This is a genomic window from Wolbachia endosymbiont of Drosophila bicornuta, assembly GCF_028982105.1.
Taxonomy (GTDB): domain Bacteria; phylum Pseudomonadota; class Alphaproteobacteria; order Rickettsiales; family Anaplasmataceae; genus Wolbachia; species Wolbachia pipientis.
Genome location: NZ_JAPQLF010000100.1, coordinates 1 through 15,003, shown reverse-complemented (window position 1 = coordinate 15,003; position 15,003 = coordinate 1). Strand labels below are relative to the sequence as shown.

The window sequence follows — 15,003 nt, the reverse complement described above, 5'->3', positions numbered from 1 at the left end:
AAAAAAACAAGATTTTCAATAAGTTGCTTATAATCCTAATTATAGTTAGCCTTTCATAAGTAGCGATGCAACAAAGCCATCCCAGACTGGGATGACACCTCTGGGCACTGCCGTCACAAAGGAACCAGTGTCAGCTACTTGAATGACATCATTTGCTGTGCAATTTACCTTCAAAAATGAATGTTTGTACAGCTGTGTGTCAAGCACTGGAATCTGCCACGCAAATTGCAATGTTCGTACAGTTATGCGTCAAGCCTAAAAGTAATTAGCTAATAGGTTTAATAAAAATTCACATATACAGGAAAGATTGGTAACATTACTTGAATAGAGACCGTTATTGTAATTATGCCGAAACGCACAGATATAGAATCTATATTAGTAATAGGAGCAGGCCCAATAGTTATAGGTCAGGCATGCGAGTTTGATTATTCCGGAACGCAAAGCTGTAAAGTATTAAAAAGCGAAGGTTATAAAGTCATTTTGGTTAACTCCAACCCCGCAACTATAATGACAGATCCTGAGTTTTCTGATGCGACGTATATTGAGCCGGTACTGCCTGAAATCATAGAGAAAATTATAATTAAGGAGAGGCCAGACGCAATATTGCCAACAATGGGCGGGCAAACAGCGCTCAATTGTGCAATAAAACTTGCAGATGATGGAGTGTTAGACAAATACAACGTAGAATTAATAGGGGTAAATAGAGAAGCAATAAAAAAAGCAGAGGATAGAGAGTTATTCCGCCAGTCCATGGATAGAATAGGACTGAAATACCCCAAAAGTATCATTATAAAAAATCAAGAACAAATAAAAAAGGCTTTGGACTACGTTGGATTACCAGCAATCATCCGTTCATCATTCACTCTTGGTGGCGCAGGTAGTGGTATAGCATATAATAAAGAGGAGTTTTTCAATATCGCAGAAAGTGCTCTCAAAATTTCGCCAATAAATGAAGTTCAGATAGATGAATCAATTATTGGCTGGAAAGAATATGAAATGGAAGTTATCCGCGATTGTAAAGATAACTGCATAATAGTCTGTTCGATAGAAAATGTTGATCCGATGGGAGTGCACACTGGTGATAGCATAACTGTTGCTCCTGCTTTGACTCTGCGTGACGTAGAATACCAACAGATGAGAAATGCATCTATAGCAGTGCTGAGAGAAATTGATGTTAGTGCCGGTGGTGCAAATGTTCAATTTGCAGTGAATCCTAAAGAAGATGGAAGCCTCGTTGTGATTGAGATGAATCCAAGGGTTTCTCGCTCTTCTGCACTTGCTTCGAAAGCAACAGGCTATCCTATTGCAAAAGTTGTAACTAAACTTGCTATTGGCTATTCGCTCGACGAAATACGTAACGACTGTGCTCCAATAATACCAGCAGCATTCGAACCAGTGATTGATTATATCGTCACTAAAATTCCTCGATTTGAGTTTGAGAAATTTAAAGGAACGAATTGTGAACTATCAACCTCCATGAAATCAGTGGGAGAAGTAATGTCTATAGGCCGCACTTTTAATGAGTCACTGCAGAAAGCTTTTCGTTCACTTGAAACTGATCTTACAGGACTTGATGAAGTGTTTCCTGAGAACATTGATATTGATCACGTAAAATCTCAATTAGCAAAATTGCTACCAAACAGATTACTGATTGCTGCTGACGCAATGCGCCACGGAATTAGCATAGAAGAAATAAATTCGATTACAGGATATAACTTATGGTTTCTGCAAAATATACAGCAAATTATATTAACTGAACAAAAAATCAAGGAAAATGGATTTCCTGGAACTGCGTACGAAATGTTAGAGCTGAAAAAAATGGGATTTTCAGATGCAAGATTAGCAAAGTTAAGTAATAGACCTACCTCTGTCATTCCAGTACCCTCTAATGTCATCCCAGTGCGTGACACTGGGATCCAGCCAGCGTTACACGCTGGAGATCGAGTAAAACAAATCGAAGAAATAAGAAAAAAATTTGGCATTAAACAAGTTTATAAACGCGTAGACACCTGTGCAGCTGAATTTGAATCAAGCACTGCTTATATGTATGGCTGCTATGAGGGTGATGTTGAAAATAAAACGGAATGTGAGGCGAATATTTCTGACCGAGAAAAGGTTGTCATTTTAGGAAGTGGTCCAAACCGCATTGGTCAAGGTATTGAGTTTGATTATGCATGCGTACATGCAGCTTCTGCCGCCAAAGAAATGGGGTATGAAACAATAATGATCAACTGTAATCCAGAAACTGTTTCAACTGACTACGATACCGCTGATCGTTTATATTTCGCCCCACTGATTGCAGAGGATGTGCTTGAAATACTAAGTAAAGAGCAAGAAAATGGCACACTGGTTGGTGTGATAGTTCAAATAGGTGGTCAAACACCTTTAAAGTTAGCCAAAGTGCTTAACGAGAGAGGTTTCAAAATTCTGGGAACTTCGTTTGATTCTATTGACCTTGCAGAAGATCGCATGAGATTTAAAAACCTTGCTTTGCAACTTAATTTAAAACAACCTGAAAGTTCTATCTGCCATTCAGTAGAAGAAGCGTTAACCAACGCAGAAAAGGTGGGGTTTCCACTAGTAGTCAGGCCATCATATGTCCTCGGCGGTCAGTCTATGTCGATTAGACACGATACTCAGAGCTTTAAAGAGTACGTCTTAGATCAAACTAAAATCTTTGAGCATGGTTCGCTGCTTCTTGATAAATTTTTAGTCAATGCAGTTGAGGTTGACGTTGATGCTGTATGTGATGGGGAAAAAGTTTTCATTGCAGCGTTCATGGAGCATATTGAAGAAGCTGGTATCCACTCTGGTGATTCAACATGCTCAATACCGACAAATACATTGAGTGACGAAGTAATAAAAGAGATCGAGCTCCAAACTGAGAGAATAGCATTAGCATTAAAAGTGAAAGGTCTGATAAACATTCAGTTTGCTGTTCAAGAGAATAGACCTCTTGCAGAACCTGTTTGTGATGAGAAATCTTCAGGAAAAGTGCAGATGAGCACCACAGAATACTCGAATGTATTTGAGGAGCGCAGACAAGCTTTGACGACAAAATTGCCTTCAGAAATCGAGTTATGCAAGAGGTCTAGTGATGTATACATACTTGAAGTGAATTTAAGGGCTAGTCGAACCGTTCCTTTTATTTCCAAGGTAATCAATATTCCTATTGCAAAGCTTGCCACTCAGGTTATTTTTGGTAAAAAATTGAATCAGGAAAACAAGCCTTTCAATCATTTTGCAGTTAAAGCTGCTGTTTTTCCATTCACGCGTTTTTCGGGAATTGATACTCTACTTGGTCCTGAAATGAAATCAACGGGAGAAGTGATGGGAATTGACTCATCATTTGAAGCTGCACTTGCAAAAACGCACATGGCTGCAGGATACAAGTTACCAACAGAAGGAACAGCTCTGGTTTCAGTAAAAGATGATGATAAAGAGTATATATTGCCTGTTGTACGAATGTTGAAAGAACTGAGTTTTGAAATATATGCAACCAAAGGTACAGCTTCTTATCTGAATAATAATGGCATTGCTGCACAAACTGTAAATAAAGTGAGAGAAGGCAGACCCCACATAGTTGATATGCTCAAAGATGGAAAAATAAATCTAGTGATCAATACCTCAAAAGGTGTGAAATCAGTTTCAGATAGCAAAGATATCAGGAGAACTGCTATTTTGCAAAATATAGCTTACAGTACCACAGCTTCTGGGAGTAAAGCGTTAGTGCTTGCAATTCAATATGTAAAGAATAGCAAATTGGAAGTGAAATCATTACAGCAGATACAAAACGGTTAAATATCAAAACTAGAATAATTCACTCTCAAAATGCTAAAGAGAACATAATAAAAAGATGGAAATTTTGAAGGAAATAGTATACCTAAAGAATCAACTAGCGTAATTGAACAGCCAAATGCTGCGACGAATACTCCACAATCTTACCTAGAGGACACTTCCCTTATATGTTAAGAACAAGTCTTTATAAATATCAAAGTAGTGATATTAAAGACACACAGAGAAGAGGAACCGTCACGCCCCTTGATTATAAGAATCGTTGTTCAGCAAGGTTCTCTTCTCTGGTTTATTATACTGAAAGTTCCGAACAACTGATTGAGCTTTTAGGCTCGTATATAAGGCTGGAAAATGCAGTATATGTTATTATTACGGAGGAATTATGAATTCATCAAACATTATTGCTGGCATTGATGTTAGCAAAAGTAAATTAGATCTCCACATTCACCCACTTGAGCATTATAAAATATTTGAAAACAATGTACAATCCATTGATGAAATGCTGGACTTTTTACGTTTGCATAATGTAACCAAAATTGGTCTTGAGGCAACTGGTGGATACGAAAAATTATGTGCCTATACTTTACTAAGCAATGGTTTTGAGGTGTACGTCATTCAACCAAGGTGGGAGAGACTATGCTAAAAGCCTTGGTATTACTACAAAAACTGATAAAATAGACTGCAGTATCATCTCACGTTATATTAATAATACAGATATGCGTGTTACTCCTTTAACAGTTAGTAATGGTAATATTGATTGCTTGAAACAAAAATTATCTCGTAGAAACCAACTTGTAGAAATAGCGAAAATACAAAAAACCCAAATCCAACAGGTATAGCTCTTTTTACAATAATCCGAACAGATCATAATATGCTACTGCTCTACCATAGCCATAAGCACATATCTTATCCTATTCGGACTATTGCGAGAAGTGCTATAGTATCCCGCTGCGTGTTAGCGGGATCTCTTGTTAGTGCCGCGGCGGTATAGCTATACCTTTTTCTACTTAGTTTGGGTTATGCAAGAAGTCTAATAACATTTATTGCTATTTTGCCATGTATCCCTTATACTATAAAGTAGAACATTATAGGTTTCAGCAATGATAAAAGAAATTGAAGAACTAATAAAAATTGTTGGTAAGGGTAATTTATTAGAGACGTTATTTATTTTTTTAGGTAGCTTTCAACATGCTGACTTAGATCGTTTTATGGATCACAGGAATCACATAGGTCTGTCTGCATTCATACAGAAGCAAGATGAACAATTAGATTACTATTTTAACTTAAAATTTAGTCTACAAGGGCTGTTTTTAATTTATGCTCTAGCTTATCGAATTCTAAGTGAAAACAATAACCTGAATACTAAAGATGTCATAGATAAAATATATGAAGTTATTAAAGGATCTGAGTTAAATGAATATATAAATGAAGTAGTAGATGGAAGAAAATTAGATTTACTTAACATCTTAGCAAATCCAAAGAGAGAACCAATATTTAAAACAGAAGAAGATTTTGAAAATAAAGTACTCATTGGTCTTAGAAAGTTACTAAGTGAAGGAAATACATTAAACAAATATAACAGAGAATTTGCATTAAATAAGTGCGTTATCAGCAGCTATTATTCCATTCATGACATAAAAGCAGATAAAGATATAGCATTGTTCTTTTCTTTGGGTGGTCACTATAAAGAACTTTCGTCATCTAACAAAACAGTAAAAAGAGAAGTATTAGAGATATGTGAGAATCAGTTAATGGAGAGCTATATAATGTTCTTAGCTGGCAAACTACACATGATCGGATTATCAAGTAGAGATAAATATACAATCGACCATGAGAATGTGGATCAGCAAGAGAAAGCATTGAAAATGGATGGATTAATATATCCTATAAATACAAAAAACACCCTAGAGCAACTGTTAAAAAACCAAAATAGTGATGAATTTGAACAATTAATAACGAGCCCTGATAATATATACTACTCAGTGCTGCAAGAAGAGAATGAATGTAGGCCAAATCCTATCACCAGCAAGAAAAAAGAAAAAGACCATAAAAACACAGTCTGTAAACTTATTTTAGGTATGTTTGTATTATCTGTTGGGTTATATGTTGCTGATTATTTCTTTATGGAGCAAAAATTATTTAATCCAATAAAAGGTGTCCTACCACAGGATAATTTTGCTAATCTAGTAATTGCTGCAGTGCTTACTATCGTAATAGTATATGCTTTATTTCAATTATCACAGGAATCACCACTTTCAACAGTCAATAAGATGACGAATGAAAATTTAGGACCGCTCCATGCAAAACAAGCTTAGAACTACATAAATGTGGTAACTTAAAAGCACATATTGTATAATGCTTATTCTTAAGTTAAGAGGTGATTTATGGATTTAAGTAAAATAACAGCTGGACCAAATGCGGTGAATGTGGTAATTGAAATAAGTGCAAATGCTGAGCCTGTAAAGTATGAATTTAATAAAGAGCTTGGGTTGTTACAAGTTGACAGATTTTTGTCTACCTCAATGACTTATCCTTGCAATTATGGGTTTATACCAAATACCTGTGCAGGTGATGGTGATCCTGTGGATGTTTTGGTGCTAACTCAATTTCCCTTAGCATCTAGTGTTTTAATATCTGTGCGTCCAATAGGCGCATTACTCACTAAAGATGAAAAAGGAGAAGATGAGAAAATATTAGCTGTGCCTGTTTCCAGTGTTGATAGCTATTATGACAATATAAAGGACTATTCTGACTTATCTAAAAGCCTACTAGATAAAATTACTCATTTCTTTTCTCATTATAAAGATCTAGAAAAGGGAAAAACGGTAGCAGTTGGAGAATGGGTTGGTGTGGAAGAAGCAAAGAAAATCATTGAAAAAAGCAGAAATTAGTTTTTATTGATTTATAGCTAAAGTGGCTTAGGTTTGCCCACAATTTGAAAAACAACAAATTCGTCATTCCGCTACTTGTTAGCGGAATCTATACCGCGCACAACTGTACGAACATTGCAATATGGCACATAGTAAACGATGTCATTCCAGTGCGTGACACTGGGATCCAGACTTTCCGTAAAAACGTTATATTTTAACATAACACTTATATGCTCACCAACTTAGTGCTAATCAAAATCCTGGATCCCAGTGTCTGGGCACTGGGATGACAAGAAATGGAGCACTGGAATTTTTGTTTCAGCATTAGCCATGCATCTGAACAGATACAAATATTGCAATTAAAAGCATTAGACAGGTGGTAGAGGTCTTGGTATTATATAATCTTTAGGTTCTAAATTTGGAAGGGTGGCCGAGCGGCTGAAGGCGGCGGTTTGCTAAACCGTTATACGACCCAAAAGTCGTATCGAGGGTTCGAATCCCTCTCCTTCCGTATACTGTTTTTAGCACGGTTTAAATCCTCTATATTAGCATGTTTTTAGCCTATTTACCAGCGTACCTGATTTTGTTGCAATGGTTTTTATTTCCATTGTCACTGAGATCACTATTAAAAAGTTGGCTAGCATTGACTCAGTATTTATTATAGAATTGGTTATTAACTAAACAACTTTACTTGTATGTATAAAATACTAATTTTACTGTTGATAGTGTTGCCACTTAGGTTGCTTGCAACCGAGATTGAAATTGTTGCAGATGTAAATGGTGAACCAATTTCAAATTTAGATATCGAAAAACGCATCAACTTTATAAATTCATTGTTTGGCACTCAAAGTGTTAATCAAAAAGAAGCAAAGCCTCAAGTGCTTAGGGAGCTAATAGACGAAATTATCATTATCAATGAAGCACAGAGGCTGAATATAAAATTGAGCAACGAGGAGTTAGATAATGCTATTATGTTATTTTTAACCCAAAGTTTTAAACTTAAGGCTAATGAAGTTGATCAATACATAGAGAAGCATAATATAGATCTTGGTATTTTAAGAAAACAAATAAAATGTCAGTTACTGTGGAGCAAAATTATTGAAGTAAGAATTGTGCCATTTATTAATATAAGCGATAAAGAAGTAGATGATGTAAAAAGGCAAACAGAAAAGCCGGATTATCTTATCACGTTCCAAGAGTTTATAATTCCTGATCAAAAAGACAAGGACGTTTATGGTATAGCTGAAGATTTAGTAAAAAAATTACGCAACAGTAATAACCCAGAATCTCCAATAAAGATGCGTAAAGCAACAGTTAATTTAAGTCAGCTAAAAGGAAAACTCAAGAGCGTTTTAGAAGGATTAGAAACCAGCGACATAGCAGGTCCATTCAGTTTCAGTGAAGGTTACTCCGTTATAAAAGTAATAGATAAAGTACAACTTAATCATGCACTGCTGGAAAGCACTTTAAAATTAAAACAGATTGTGGTTGAAGGTTCAGAAAGTTTATTAGATAATCTCAAGGAGCAAAAGGTCAGTTGTTTAAATTTTGATAAATTGGCAGATAATTTTAAGCTGCCAAACGCAAAAGAATTTGAAATAAAAATGCGAGATTTAAATCCTGATTTACAGATTTTATTTAGTAAAACAAGTGTGAATGAAATAGTAGAATTGAGAGAAAATGGCACTGCAAAGTTGATGATGTTGTGTGATATCAAGAGTAATGTAGCGGGTATAGAAGCAATCAAACAGAAAATGTACCAACAAAAGATTATGATACAAAGCAACTTGTTATTAGATGATATGCGTAAAAATGCGGCTATCAGTTATCGGTATAGTTGAAGTCAGAGAGTGTCCTTGTCTTTGTGTATAGAACTATATAAATTACTTTGTTCTATAAAATTTCAAAAAATTTGAACAAATGCAGTTAAAATAGCACATGAAGAATATAATGCTAATTGGTGGTGGAGTTGGAAATGCAGTGTTATTTTCGATAGGGAAGGCATGTCTTGAAAATAATAACAAGGTTTTGTACTTTGCTGGCTATAAGAAGTTAAGTGATGTATTTAAACGAGCACTGATAGAGCGTGCATCAAATGCAGTAGTTTGGGCATGTGAAGAAGGATTGATAGAAACAAGCAGAGATCAAGATAAATCCTTTCATGGTAATATAGTTGATGCAATAGTCTCTTATCAACAAGGAAGATTAGGTATTAATTTGAACGTTATAGATAAAATTATCACTATTGGTTCTGACAAAATGATGAAAGCTGTGAATGAAGCTAGAAAAACAATTTTAAAGCCATATCTAAAATCAGGCCACATAGCAATATCATCAGTTAATTCTCCTATGCAGTGTATGATGAAAGAAATCTGCGCTCAGTGTGTGCAGCAACATATAAATGCGAAAACAGGAGAAAGAAGTTTTGTTTATAGTTGCAGTAATCAAGACCAGGATATGGAGTTTATTGACTTTGACTTTTTAAGTGAGCGTTTGAAGCAAAATAGTTTACAAGAAAAACTTACTGCGAAATGGATAGATCATGTTCAAAGATATTAAACAGCACAAAAAGGAAATAAGAGAGCAATATCAAGCTATAAGAAAAGATATTGATGAAAGTTATTCCAGTTATGCAGCAAATTCCCTTATTAATCTCTTTAATCAGAACTTAAGCTACGTTAAAGGCAAAACAATTGCGGCTTACATTCCAATGGACGGGGAAATAGATGTTGTGCCTTTGATGCATAGTTTACTCGATTTAGATTATAAAGTAGCAATTCCTAATAAAAATAAGTTACTAAAATTTGAGGAATGGAACAAAACAAATGAAGACGTAATTCCTGACGTAATCATTACTCCTGTTATTGCTTTTGATGATCATTTTAATAGATTAGGTTTTGGCGGTGGTTGGTATGACACAATGATGAAAAAATTACGGCCGCTTGGAAAAATATTTATAGGTGTAGCCTATGAGAAACAATATTGTAAAAATCTACCTGTAGAACAACATGATCAAAAATTGGATATTATAATCACTGAGATGTGTGTTAGATGTGGAAGTGGGTTGCTCAAAAAAGTGGATAAAAAAGAATAGATCTCTACCTTTCCCATTCCCTCCCTCTCCAAGCCATCAGAGGGTTTTGGTTTCTCCTGTACTCGCTTGTTCAGAACTTGGACTATCTATAGCCTTTCTTATAATAGTCCGAATGCGATAAGATATGTGTTTATGGCTATAGCAGGCCAGTAGCATATTACGGTCTGTTCGGATTATTGTAAAAAGAGCTATAATTGAGGAACTGGTGACTTCATTTGGTTAACTTTATCATTAACCATTTTTTCTACCTCCTCTATTTTACCCTCACCAATGGCCATAATTTTAGATTGAAATTTCTCCATAAGTTCCTCAAGTGCTTCCTTATCACTTTCATAAGTACTAGTACCTTTTTCTCTAAGCTTTTTCATGTCATCTTCTGAAAAATTTTGAATAGTTCCATTCTTTACTAACTCTTGTATAGCAGATCGCTGCCCTTCATTTTGAAGCATGCCTATGACCTTTGCTTTACTCTGGGCGTTTTTTATTTTTTCACCTTCTTCGGACATATTATAGCCTATAATCTCTTGAGCCAAACTGTTGTATAATTTACTAAAGTTATCTTTTTTTGGCCAAACCTCAGGCAATTTATCCCCTAAATTTTTAGATAAACTTTTCACTGCTTTTCCTGCATCAATCGCACCTTCTTTTATTTTTTCCCCTGCCTTTACTATACCTATTCCTACATAACGTGCTCCAATAGCCACAAGCGCTATTAATGTAGCAAGCACAATAAGTGGAGAAAATGCTGCTCCTAATACCATTACGGCAGAAGCTATTCCAATTTTTTTATTTGCAGATGCTGATTTAAAATAATTGACTAGATTGTCCAGTGGACCTTTATTATTATTTATAACATTACTTATTGCTTGTTGGTTAACAGATTTTAACGCCTCTTCTATTATTTTTGAGTCAACATTTTCAGAAGTTAAATCTTTAAGTGCTTCTTCAATGAGTTTTATAAATAATTCTTTATTTACCTCCTTTTGCAAGCCTTGGTCATTAATTGCTAAACCTAAATCTTTGAGGTTCATCCCTTTAACTTGTTCTGATAGTGTTGTAAATAACTCTTTTTTCCCCTCTTGTGAGGATTGTGCAATACTTTCTATTATATCTGAAATAGCTTTTCTTAGTTCTGGATAGTCAGTGTCAAAAAACATACTATTGCTAAATTCCATATTCAGCTTCGTTGATTATAAATATGCCTAATTATACATACTAATCATTAATTACATTATAATTGATATAACATACCCCTTTCCAAATATAGAATTTGTATTAAAATATCTAGATTATATGAAATCAAGGTACTTTATGGGTGAAAAAAAATTAAAAGCTGCTGTGGTCTTATCAGGGTGTGGTCACCTTGACGGTGTAGAGGTAAGAGAAGCGGTTTTAAGTTTGCTTGTGCTTGATCAGCAGGAAGTGGATGTTAAATGCTTTGCACCTGATATCAATATCACACAAGTTATGAATCATAGAACAAAAGAGGCAACAAAAGAAAAAAGGAATGTACTTGTGGAAGCAGCAAGAATCGCAAGAGGCGAAATATATGACTTAAAAGAAGCCAAAGCTGAAAATTTTGACATGCTAGTTGTACCTGGTGGATACGGGGTTGCGAAAAATTTATCTGACTTAGCTGAAAGTAAAGACATGGTGACAGTAATGCCTGAATTTGAAAGATTAGTTTCAGAATTTTTTGTTACAAAAAAGCCAATAGGAGCGATATGTATATCTCCAGCCATCATTGTTTCAATTTTAAGTAGCAAGATAGGTAAAGAAGAAAGTAAGGTTAAGGTAACTATAGGAGATGACAGAGAACAGTCGATAGAAAGGCTTGGCGGCGAGCACATAAAATGCGATACAGAGTTATCAATAGAAGACGAAGAACATAATGTATTTTCCTGTTCTGCTTATATGCGTAGCGACGAAAGTACATACTCTGTATATCAAGGGATAAAGCATATGATTGACAGCATGGTAAAAAAGATTAACAAAAAAACTAAACAGCCATTCCTATAAGGTGTACTAAATAAGACTTCTCTATTAATCGCACAATTAACTGTTGAATTTTACATTTCTAGCTGTATTATGGCTACGTAGCTAAAGTAACTTAGGTTTATCGAAGCTTTACTACTTGTTAGCGGTGTGGTGTAGTGGCCATATATGTTTAGTTCTTTTTTTTAAGGTATTTTGTATGTCAGATCTTTTCTATATTGAAACTACGTGTTGTGTGGACGGTCAGTGTGATGTCTATACAGGGGAAGTGAGTTTTAATGATGTCATGTTAGGCAAGTTCAGTCTAAATTCGTGCAGCGGGAAAGAAGCTATGATAAATCTAGACATTATTACATTCGATATTAATATCGCTATTGATGGTCAAAATGGAAAGACAATAAAAAAAGACCTTAAAGGTCTTGAATTTGTAACTAAAGATGATGGTTCTTGGTATATTAATAAGGATTTTGGTGATGATAAATTTGAAGTTGTAGTAAAGCAATCATAATTTTACATCTCAGGTGTAACATTTAGTATAGGCGCTATTCTATTTATAATGTTCTTTACTATAGGCGCAGCAATTATTCCCCCGGTATGTTGCATCCCTTGAGGCTCATCAATAGCAATTAGCACTATGTACCTTGGGTCAAGCATAGTTAGCACTCCTATAAATGATGCTATGTTTGCATCTTTGCTATATTTACCATCTACAACTTTTTCCGCCGATCCAGTTTTTCCTCCTATTGAATATGCCTTTATTTTTGCTTTTCTGCCAGTGCCATCTGTTACTGCTGCACGTAATAATTTTCTCATTTCCCTGGAAGTTCTTCTTGAGATAATTTGCTCTCCTATACTTCTTTTATTCAACATCAAGGTTGCGTTATGAAATATCCCATTATTGATTAATGCTGCTGCAGTTTGTGCAAGATGTATAGGAGTTACAGCTATGCCATAACCATAAGATGCTGTTATTAGAGTGTTTTCACTCCATTTATCCGGGATTATCGGTGTGGATTTTTCTGGTATTTCTATTTTCAAAGGAGAAAATAGCTTCATAGCTTTAAAGTATTCTACCTGTTTTTCAATACCTAGTTTGACTGCAATTTTTGCTGCACCAATGTTGGATGATTTTACAAATATATCTTGCACAGTAATTTTTGGAATTTTAGATTTATGAAAATCATGAATTTTATACTTTCCAATGGTGATTGGTGTTGATACGTCATATAAATCGCTAGTTTTTGTAGCGTTCGCATCAAGCGCTGCGGCTATTGTAAAGTATTTTAATACCGACCCCATCTCATATACCCCAAGACTGGCACGATTAAACTTTTGTATGTCTTCTGCCTTATTCTGTAAGTTGGGATTAAAATCAGGTAGGCTGGCCATCGAGATGACTTCACTATTTCTCACATTTAAAACAATTCCTACTCCGCCAAGTGCCTGATATCTGCTTACAGCTTTAGTTAGCTCTTCATGCACTATGCTTTGCACTCGTGTATCTAAGGATAGTATTATGGGCTTTTCTTGCTCATTGTTTTTACTTATATACGCCTCAACTCCTGCAATACCATTGCCATCTATGTCAGTGTAACCAAGCACGTGTGAAAATAAATTACTGTGAGGATATATACGCTTTATGTCGTCATAAAAATTTACTCCTGGTACACCAGCGTTTTTGATCGCTAGTAATTCTTTTGGAGTCAAGTGCCGCTTTATCCAAGCAAATTTCTTTTCTGAAGTAAGTACTCTATATAAGTTCTTGTATTCGAGGTCATGCAAAGTAGAACACAGTTGTGCTGCTATACTTTCCGGATTCTTTACTTTGGTTGCATCTATATATAGTGATGTTGTGGGCACATTTGTTGCTATTACCACTCCATTTCTATCTAAAATATCAGGTTGTTTATGTACTATATTATCTTTTCTAAAATTTTCTGAAGTAGTAGGTTGATCAAATGTTAAAGAGAATATGCGAAAAATAATTATTATATAAAATATAAATAATGGTACTATAAAACGCAGTGAGCGGAGCTTATTTTTAAGTAATGCTTGCATATTTACTTGATTTGACAAAAATGGAAATCATCTTAGCTGGACCACGAGGTTTTTGCGCCGGGGTAAGAAGAGCTGTGGACATATTAGCTATTACTTTAGAAAAATACAAAAACGAGCGCCAAGTTTATGTGCTACACGAAATTGTTCACAATAAATATATAGTAGAGGACTTTAAGAAACAAGGAGTGGTTTTTGTAAGCAGTATCGAGGAAATTGAAGATAATGAAGGAATACTGATCTTCAGCGCGCACGGAGTATCAAAAAATATAGAAGATGAGGCAAAAAGAAAGGGTATTCAAGTGATTGATGCAACATGTCCTTTAGTTAGCAAAGTGCATAAAGAAGCAAAAAGGTATGAAAACAGTGGTAAAGAATTAATTCTCATTGGGCATGAAAACCATCCAGAAGTTAAGGGAATTAGGGGAAGAGTAAACAATCCTATCACTTTAGTGCAAACTTTGCAGGATGTATATGATTTAAAGGTTAAAGATCCAGATAATTTGTCTTATGTTACACAAACTACGTTAAGCATCGACGATACCCGTGACATTATTGCTGCCTTGAAATTAAGGTTTCCAGGCATAACAGGTCCAGATTTAAAGGACATATGCTATGCAACGCAAAATAGACAAAACGCTGTTAAAAAGCTAGCTGAAATTGTAGACATGGTATTAGTTGTAGGAAGTAAAAATAGCTCAAATTCAAACCGCTTATTAGATCTGTGCACTGCTAGAGGAAAAAGAGCCTACTTGATTGATAATTACAGCTGTGTGAATAAAAGCTGGTTTCAGGGCGTAGAAAAGGTAGGGATCACTGCAGGTGCTTCCGCTCCTGACATATTAGTTGATGAATTAATAGACTACCTAAAAGTAAACCTGAGTGTAAAAATTTCAGTTATGCCAGGTGGTATTACTGAAAATGTTCAGTTTAAAATACCGAATCTGGTTTAAAACACAACTTATCTACTAAACTTCTCTTGAAATCACACAAACCAGCATCTATAGCTAAGACGTCATACCGCGATTCATTAGACTTCTTGCATAACAATATAACAAACTTTTATTGGGAATAGAAACGAAAAAACTTGCTTGACAAACTCCGCCAGCCCTCTTATCATGAAGCTGAAGCTATTGTATTTGCTTTCGCCAATCTGCAGATTAAAAGGTAAGGATTACTTAATGTATCGGCGTC

The 15,003-nt window shown here is 35.1% G+C and carries 14 protein-coding genes, 1 tRNA gene and 1 pseudogene; 13 read left to right on the top strand and 3 right to left on the bottom strand.

Annotation, left to right across the window (positions count from 1 at the left end; translation table 11 throughout):
- Positions 1-45: 45 nt before the first annotated feature.
- Positions 46-207, bottom strand: coding sequence for a hypothetical protein (locus OZD68_RS03200; protein WP_259366074.1), 162 nt, complete (start codon positions 205-207; stop codon positions 46-48).
- Between the two features lie 138 nt (positions 208-345).
- Here OZD68_RS03200 and carB point away from each other — a divergent pair, with 138 nt between their 5' ends.
- From carB to OZD68_RS03145, 10 genes and pseudogenes are all read left to right on the top strand, one after another.
- Complete coding sequence (carB, locus tag OZD68_RS03195) at positions 346-3,801, top strand: carbamoyl-phosphate synthase large subunit (protein ID WP_182309703.1); 3,456 nt, start codon at positions 346-348, stop codon at positions 3,799-3,801.
- A gap of 164 nt (positions 3,802-3,965) precedes the next feature.
- Positions 3,966-4,181 carry a hypothetical protein gene (locus tag OZD68_RS03190; protein ID WP_006279709.1) on the top strand — a complete coding sequence of 72 codons (216 nt, stop codon included), beginning with the start codon at positions 3,966-3,968 and terminating at the stop codon, positions 4,179-4,181.
- Positions 4,178-4,631, top strand: a pseudogene (locus OZD68_RS06775) (IS110 family transposase); the annotation flags it as partial. The gene OZD68_RS03190 and the pseudogene OZD68_RS06775, both read left to right, overlap by 4 nt.
- A 264-nt stretch (positions 4,632-4,895) precedes the next feature.
- On the top strand, positions 4,896-6,110 hold the full coding sequence (locus tag OZD68_RS03175; RefSeq protein WP_182309701.1) for a WD1261 family protein: 1,215 nt from the start codon (positions 4,896-4,898) through the stop codon (positions 6,108-6,110).
- A gap of 69 nt (positions 6,111-6,179) precedes the next feature.
- Positions 6,180-6,686, top strand: a complete 507-nt coding sequence (ppa, locus tag OZD68_RS03170; RefSeq protein ID WP_151807542.1) for an inorganic diphosphatase — start codon at positions 6,180-6,182, stop codon at positions 6,684-6,686.
- A gap of 44 nt (positions 6,687-6,730) precedes the next feature.
- Positions 6,731-6,883, top strand: a complete 153-nt coding sequence (locus OZD68_RS03165) for a hypothetical protein (protein ID WP_179943781.1) — start codon at positions 6,731-6,733, stop codon at positions 6,881-6,883.
- 202 nt (positions 6,884-7,085) lie between these two features.
- Positions 7,086-7,176, top strand: a tRNA-Ser gene (locus OZD68_RS03160).
- A gap of 184 nt (positions 7,177-7,360) precedes the next feature.
- Positions 7,361-8,506: a SurA N-terminal domain-containing protein gene (locus tag OZD68_RS03155; protein WP_182309700.1), complete on the top strand. Its 1,146-nt coding sequence runs from the start codon at positions 7,361-7,363 to the stop codon at positions 8,504-8,506.
- A 97-nt stretch (positions 8,507-8,603) separates the two neighbouring features.
- Positions 8,604-9,224 carry a ferredoxin reductase domain-containing protein gene (locus OZD68_RS03150; protein ID WP_182309699.1) on the top strand — a complete coding sequence of 207 codons (621 nt, stop codon included), beginning with the start codon at positions 8,604-8,606 and terminating at the stop codon, positions 9,222-9,224.
- On the top strand, positions 9,208-9,759 hold the full coding sequence (locus OZD68_RS03145; RefSeq protein WP_182309698.1) for a 5-formyltetrahydrofolate cyclo-ligase: 552 nt from the start codon (positions 9,208-9,210) through the stop codon (positions 9,757-9,759). Before OZD68_RS03150 ends, OZD68_RS03145 begins: the two co-directional genes overlap by 17 nt.
- A 188-nt stretch (positions 9,760-9,947) precedes the next feature.
- Here the strand turns inward: OZD68_RS03145 and OZD68_RS03140 are convergent, their stop codons facing one another.
- Entirely contained in the window at positions 9,948-10,934 is a 987-nt protein-coding gene (locus OZD68_RS03140) for a hypothetical protein (protein WP_182309697.1), read from the bottom strand.
- 136 nt (positions 10,935-11,070) lie between these two features.
- Between OZD68_RS03140 and elbB the strand changes: the two genes are divergently transcribed.
- Complete coding sequence (gene elbB, locus OZD68_RS03135; RefSeq protein ID WP_182309696.1) at positions 11,071-11,778, top strand: isoprenoid biosynthesis glyoxalase ElbB; 708 nt, start codon at positions 11,071-11,073, stop codon at positions 11,776-11,778.
- Between the two features lie 175 nt (positions 11,779-11,953).
- Positions 11,954-12,262, top strand: a complete 309-nt coding sequence (locus OZD68_RS03130) for a hypothetical protein (protein ID WP_010081942.1) — start codon at positions 11,954-11,956, stop codon at positions 12,260-12,262.
- Between the two features lie 2 nt (positions 12,263-12,264).
- Here OZD68_RS03130 and OZD68_RS03125 read toward each other — a convergent pair whose 3' ends face one another.
- A complete protein-coding gene (locus OZD68_RS03125; protein WP_182309695.1) occupies positions 12,265-13,812 on the bottom strand; it encodes a peptidoglycan D,D-transpeptidase FtsI family protein in 1,548 nt (515 codons plus the stop codon).
- A gap of 20 nt (positions 13,813-13,832) precedes the next feature.
- Here OZD68_RS03125 and ispH point away from each other — a divergent pair, with 20 nt between their 5' ends.
- Positions 13,833-14,762 carry a 4-hydroxy-3-methylbut-2-enyl diphosphate reductase gene (gene ispH, locus OZD68_RS03120; RefSeq protein WP_182309757.1) on the top strand — a complete coding sequence of 310 codons (930 nt, stop codon included), beginning with the start codon at positions 13,833-13,835 and terminating at the stop codon, positions 14,760-14,762.
- Positions 14,763-15,003 lie beyond the last annotated feature (241 nt).

Bases quoted from the DNA above. Each gene is read 5' to 3' on its own strand.
- carB (WP_182309703.1), top strand. From the start codon at position 346: ATGCCGAAACGCACAGATATAGAATCTATATTAGTAATAGGAGCAGGC.
- OZD68_RS03190 (WP_006279709.1), top strand. From the start codon at position 3,966: ATGTTAAGAACAAGTCTTTATAAATATCAAAGTAGTGATATTAAAGAC.
- OZD68_RS03175 (WP_182309701.1), top strand. From the start codon at position 4,896: ATGATAAAAGAAATTGAAGAACTAATAAAAATTGTTGGTAAGGGTAAT.
- ppa (WP_151807542.1), top strand. From the start codon at position 6,180: ATGGATTTAAGTAAAATAACAGCTGGACCAAATGCGGTGAATGTGGTA.
- OZD68_RS03155 (WP_182309700.1), top strand. From the start codon at position 7,361: ATGTATAAAATACTAATTTTACTGTTGATAGTGTTGCCACTTAGGTTG.
- OZD68_RS03150 (WP_182309699.1), top strand. From the start codon at position 8,604: ATGAAGAATATAATGCTAATTGGTGGTGGAGTTGGAAATGCAGTGTTA.
- OZD68_RS03145 (WP_182309698.1), top strand. From the start codon at position 9,208: ATGTTCAAAGATATTAAACAGCACAAAAAGGAAATAAGAGAGCAATAT.
- OZD68_RS03140 (WP_182309697.1), bottom strand. From the start codon at position 10,934: ATGGAATTTAGCAATAGTATGTTTTTTGACACTGACTATCCAGAACTA.
- elbB (WP_182309696.1), top strand. From the start codon at position 11,071: ATGGGTGAAAAAAAATTAAAAGCTGCTGTGGTCTTATCAGGGTGTGGT.
- OZD68_RS03130 (WP_010081942.1), top strand. From the start codon at position 11,954: ATGTCAGATCTTTTCTATATTGAAACTACGTGTTGTGTGGACGGTCAG.
- OZD68_RS03125 (WP_182309695.1), bottom strand. From the start codon at position 13,812: ATGCAAGCATTACTTAAAAATAAGCTCCGCTCACTGCGTTTTATAGTA.
- ispH (WP_182309757.1), top strand. From the start codon at position 13,833: ATGGAAATCATCTTAGCTGGACCACGAGGTTTTTGCGCCGGGGTAAGA.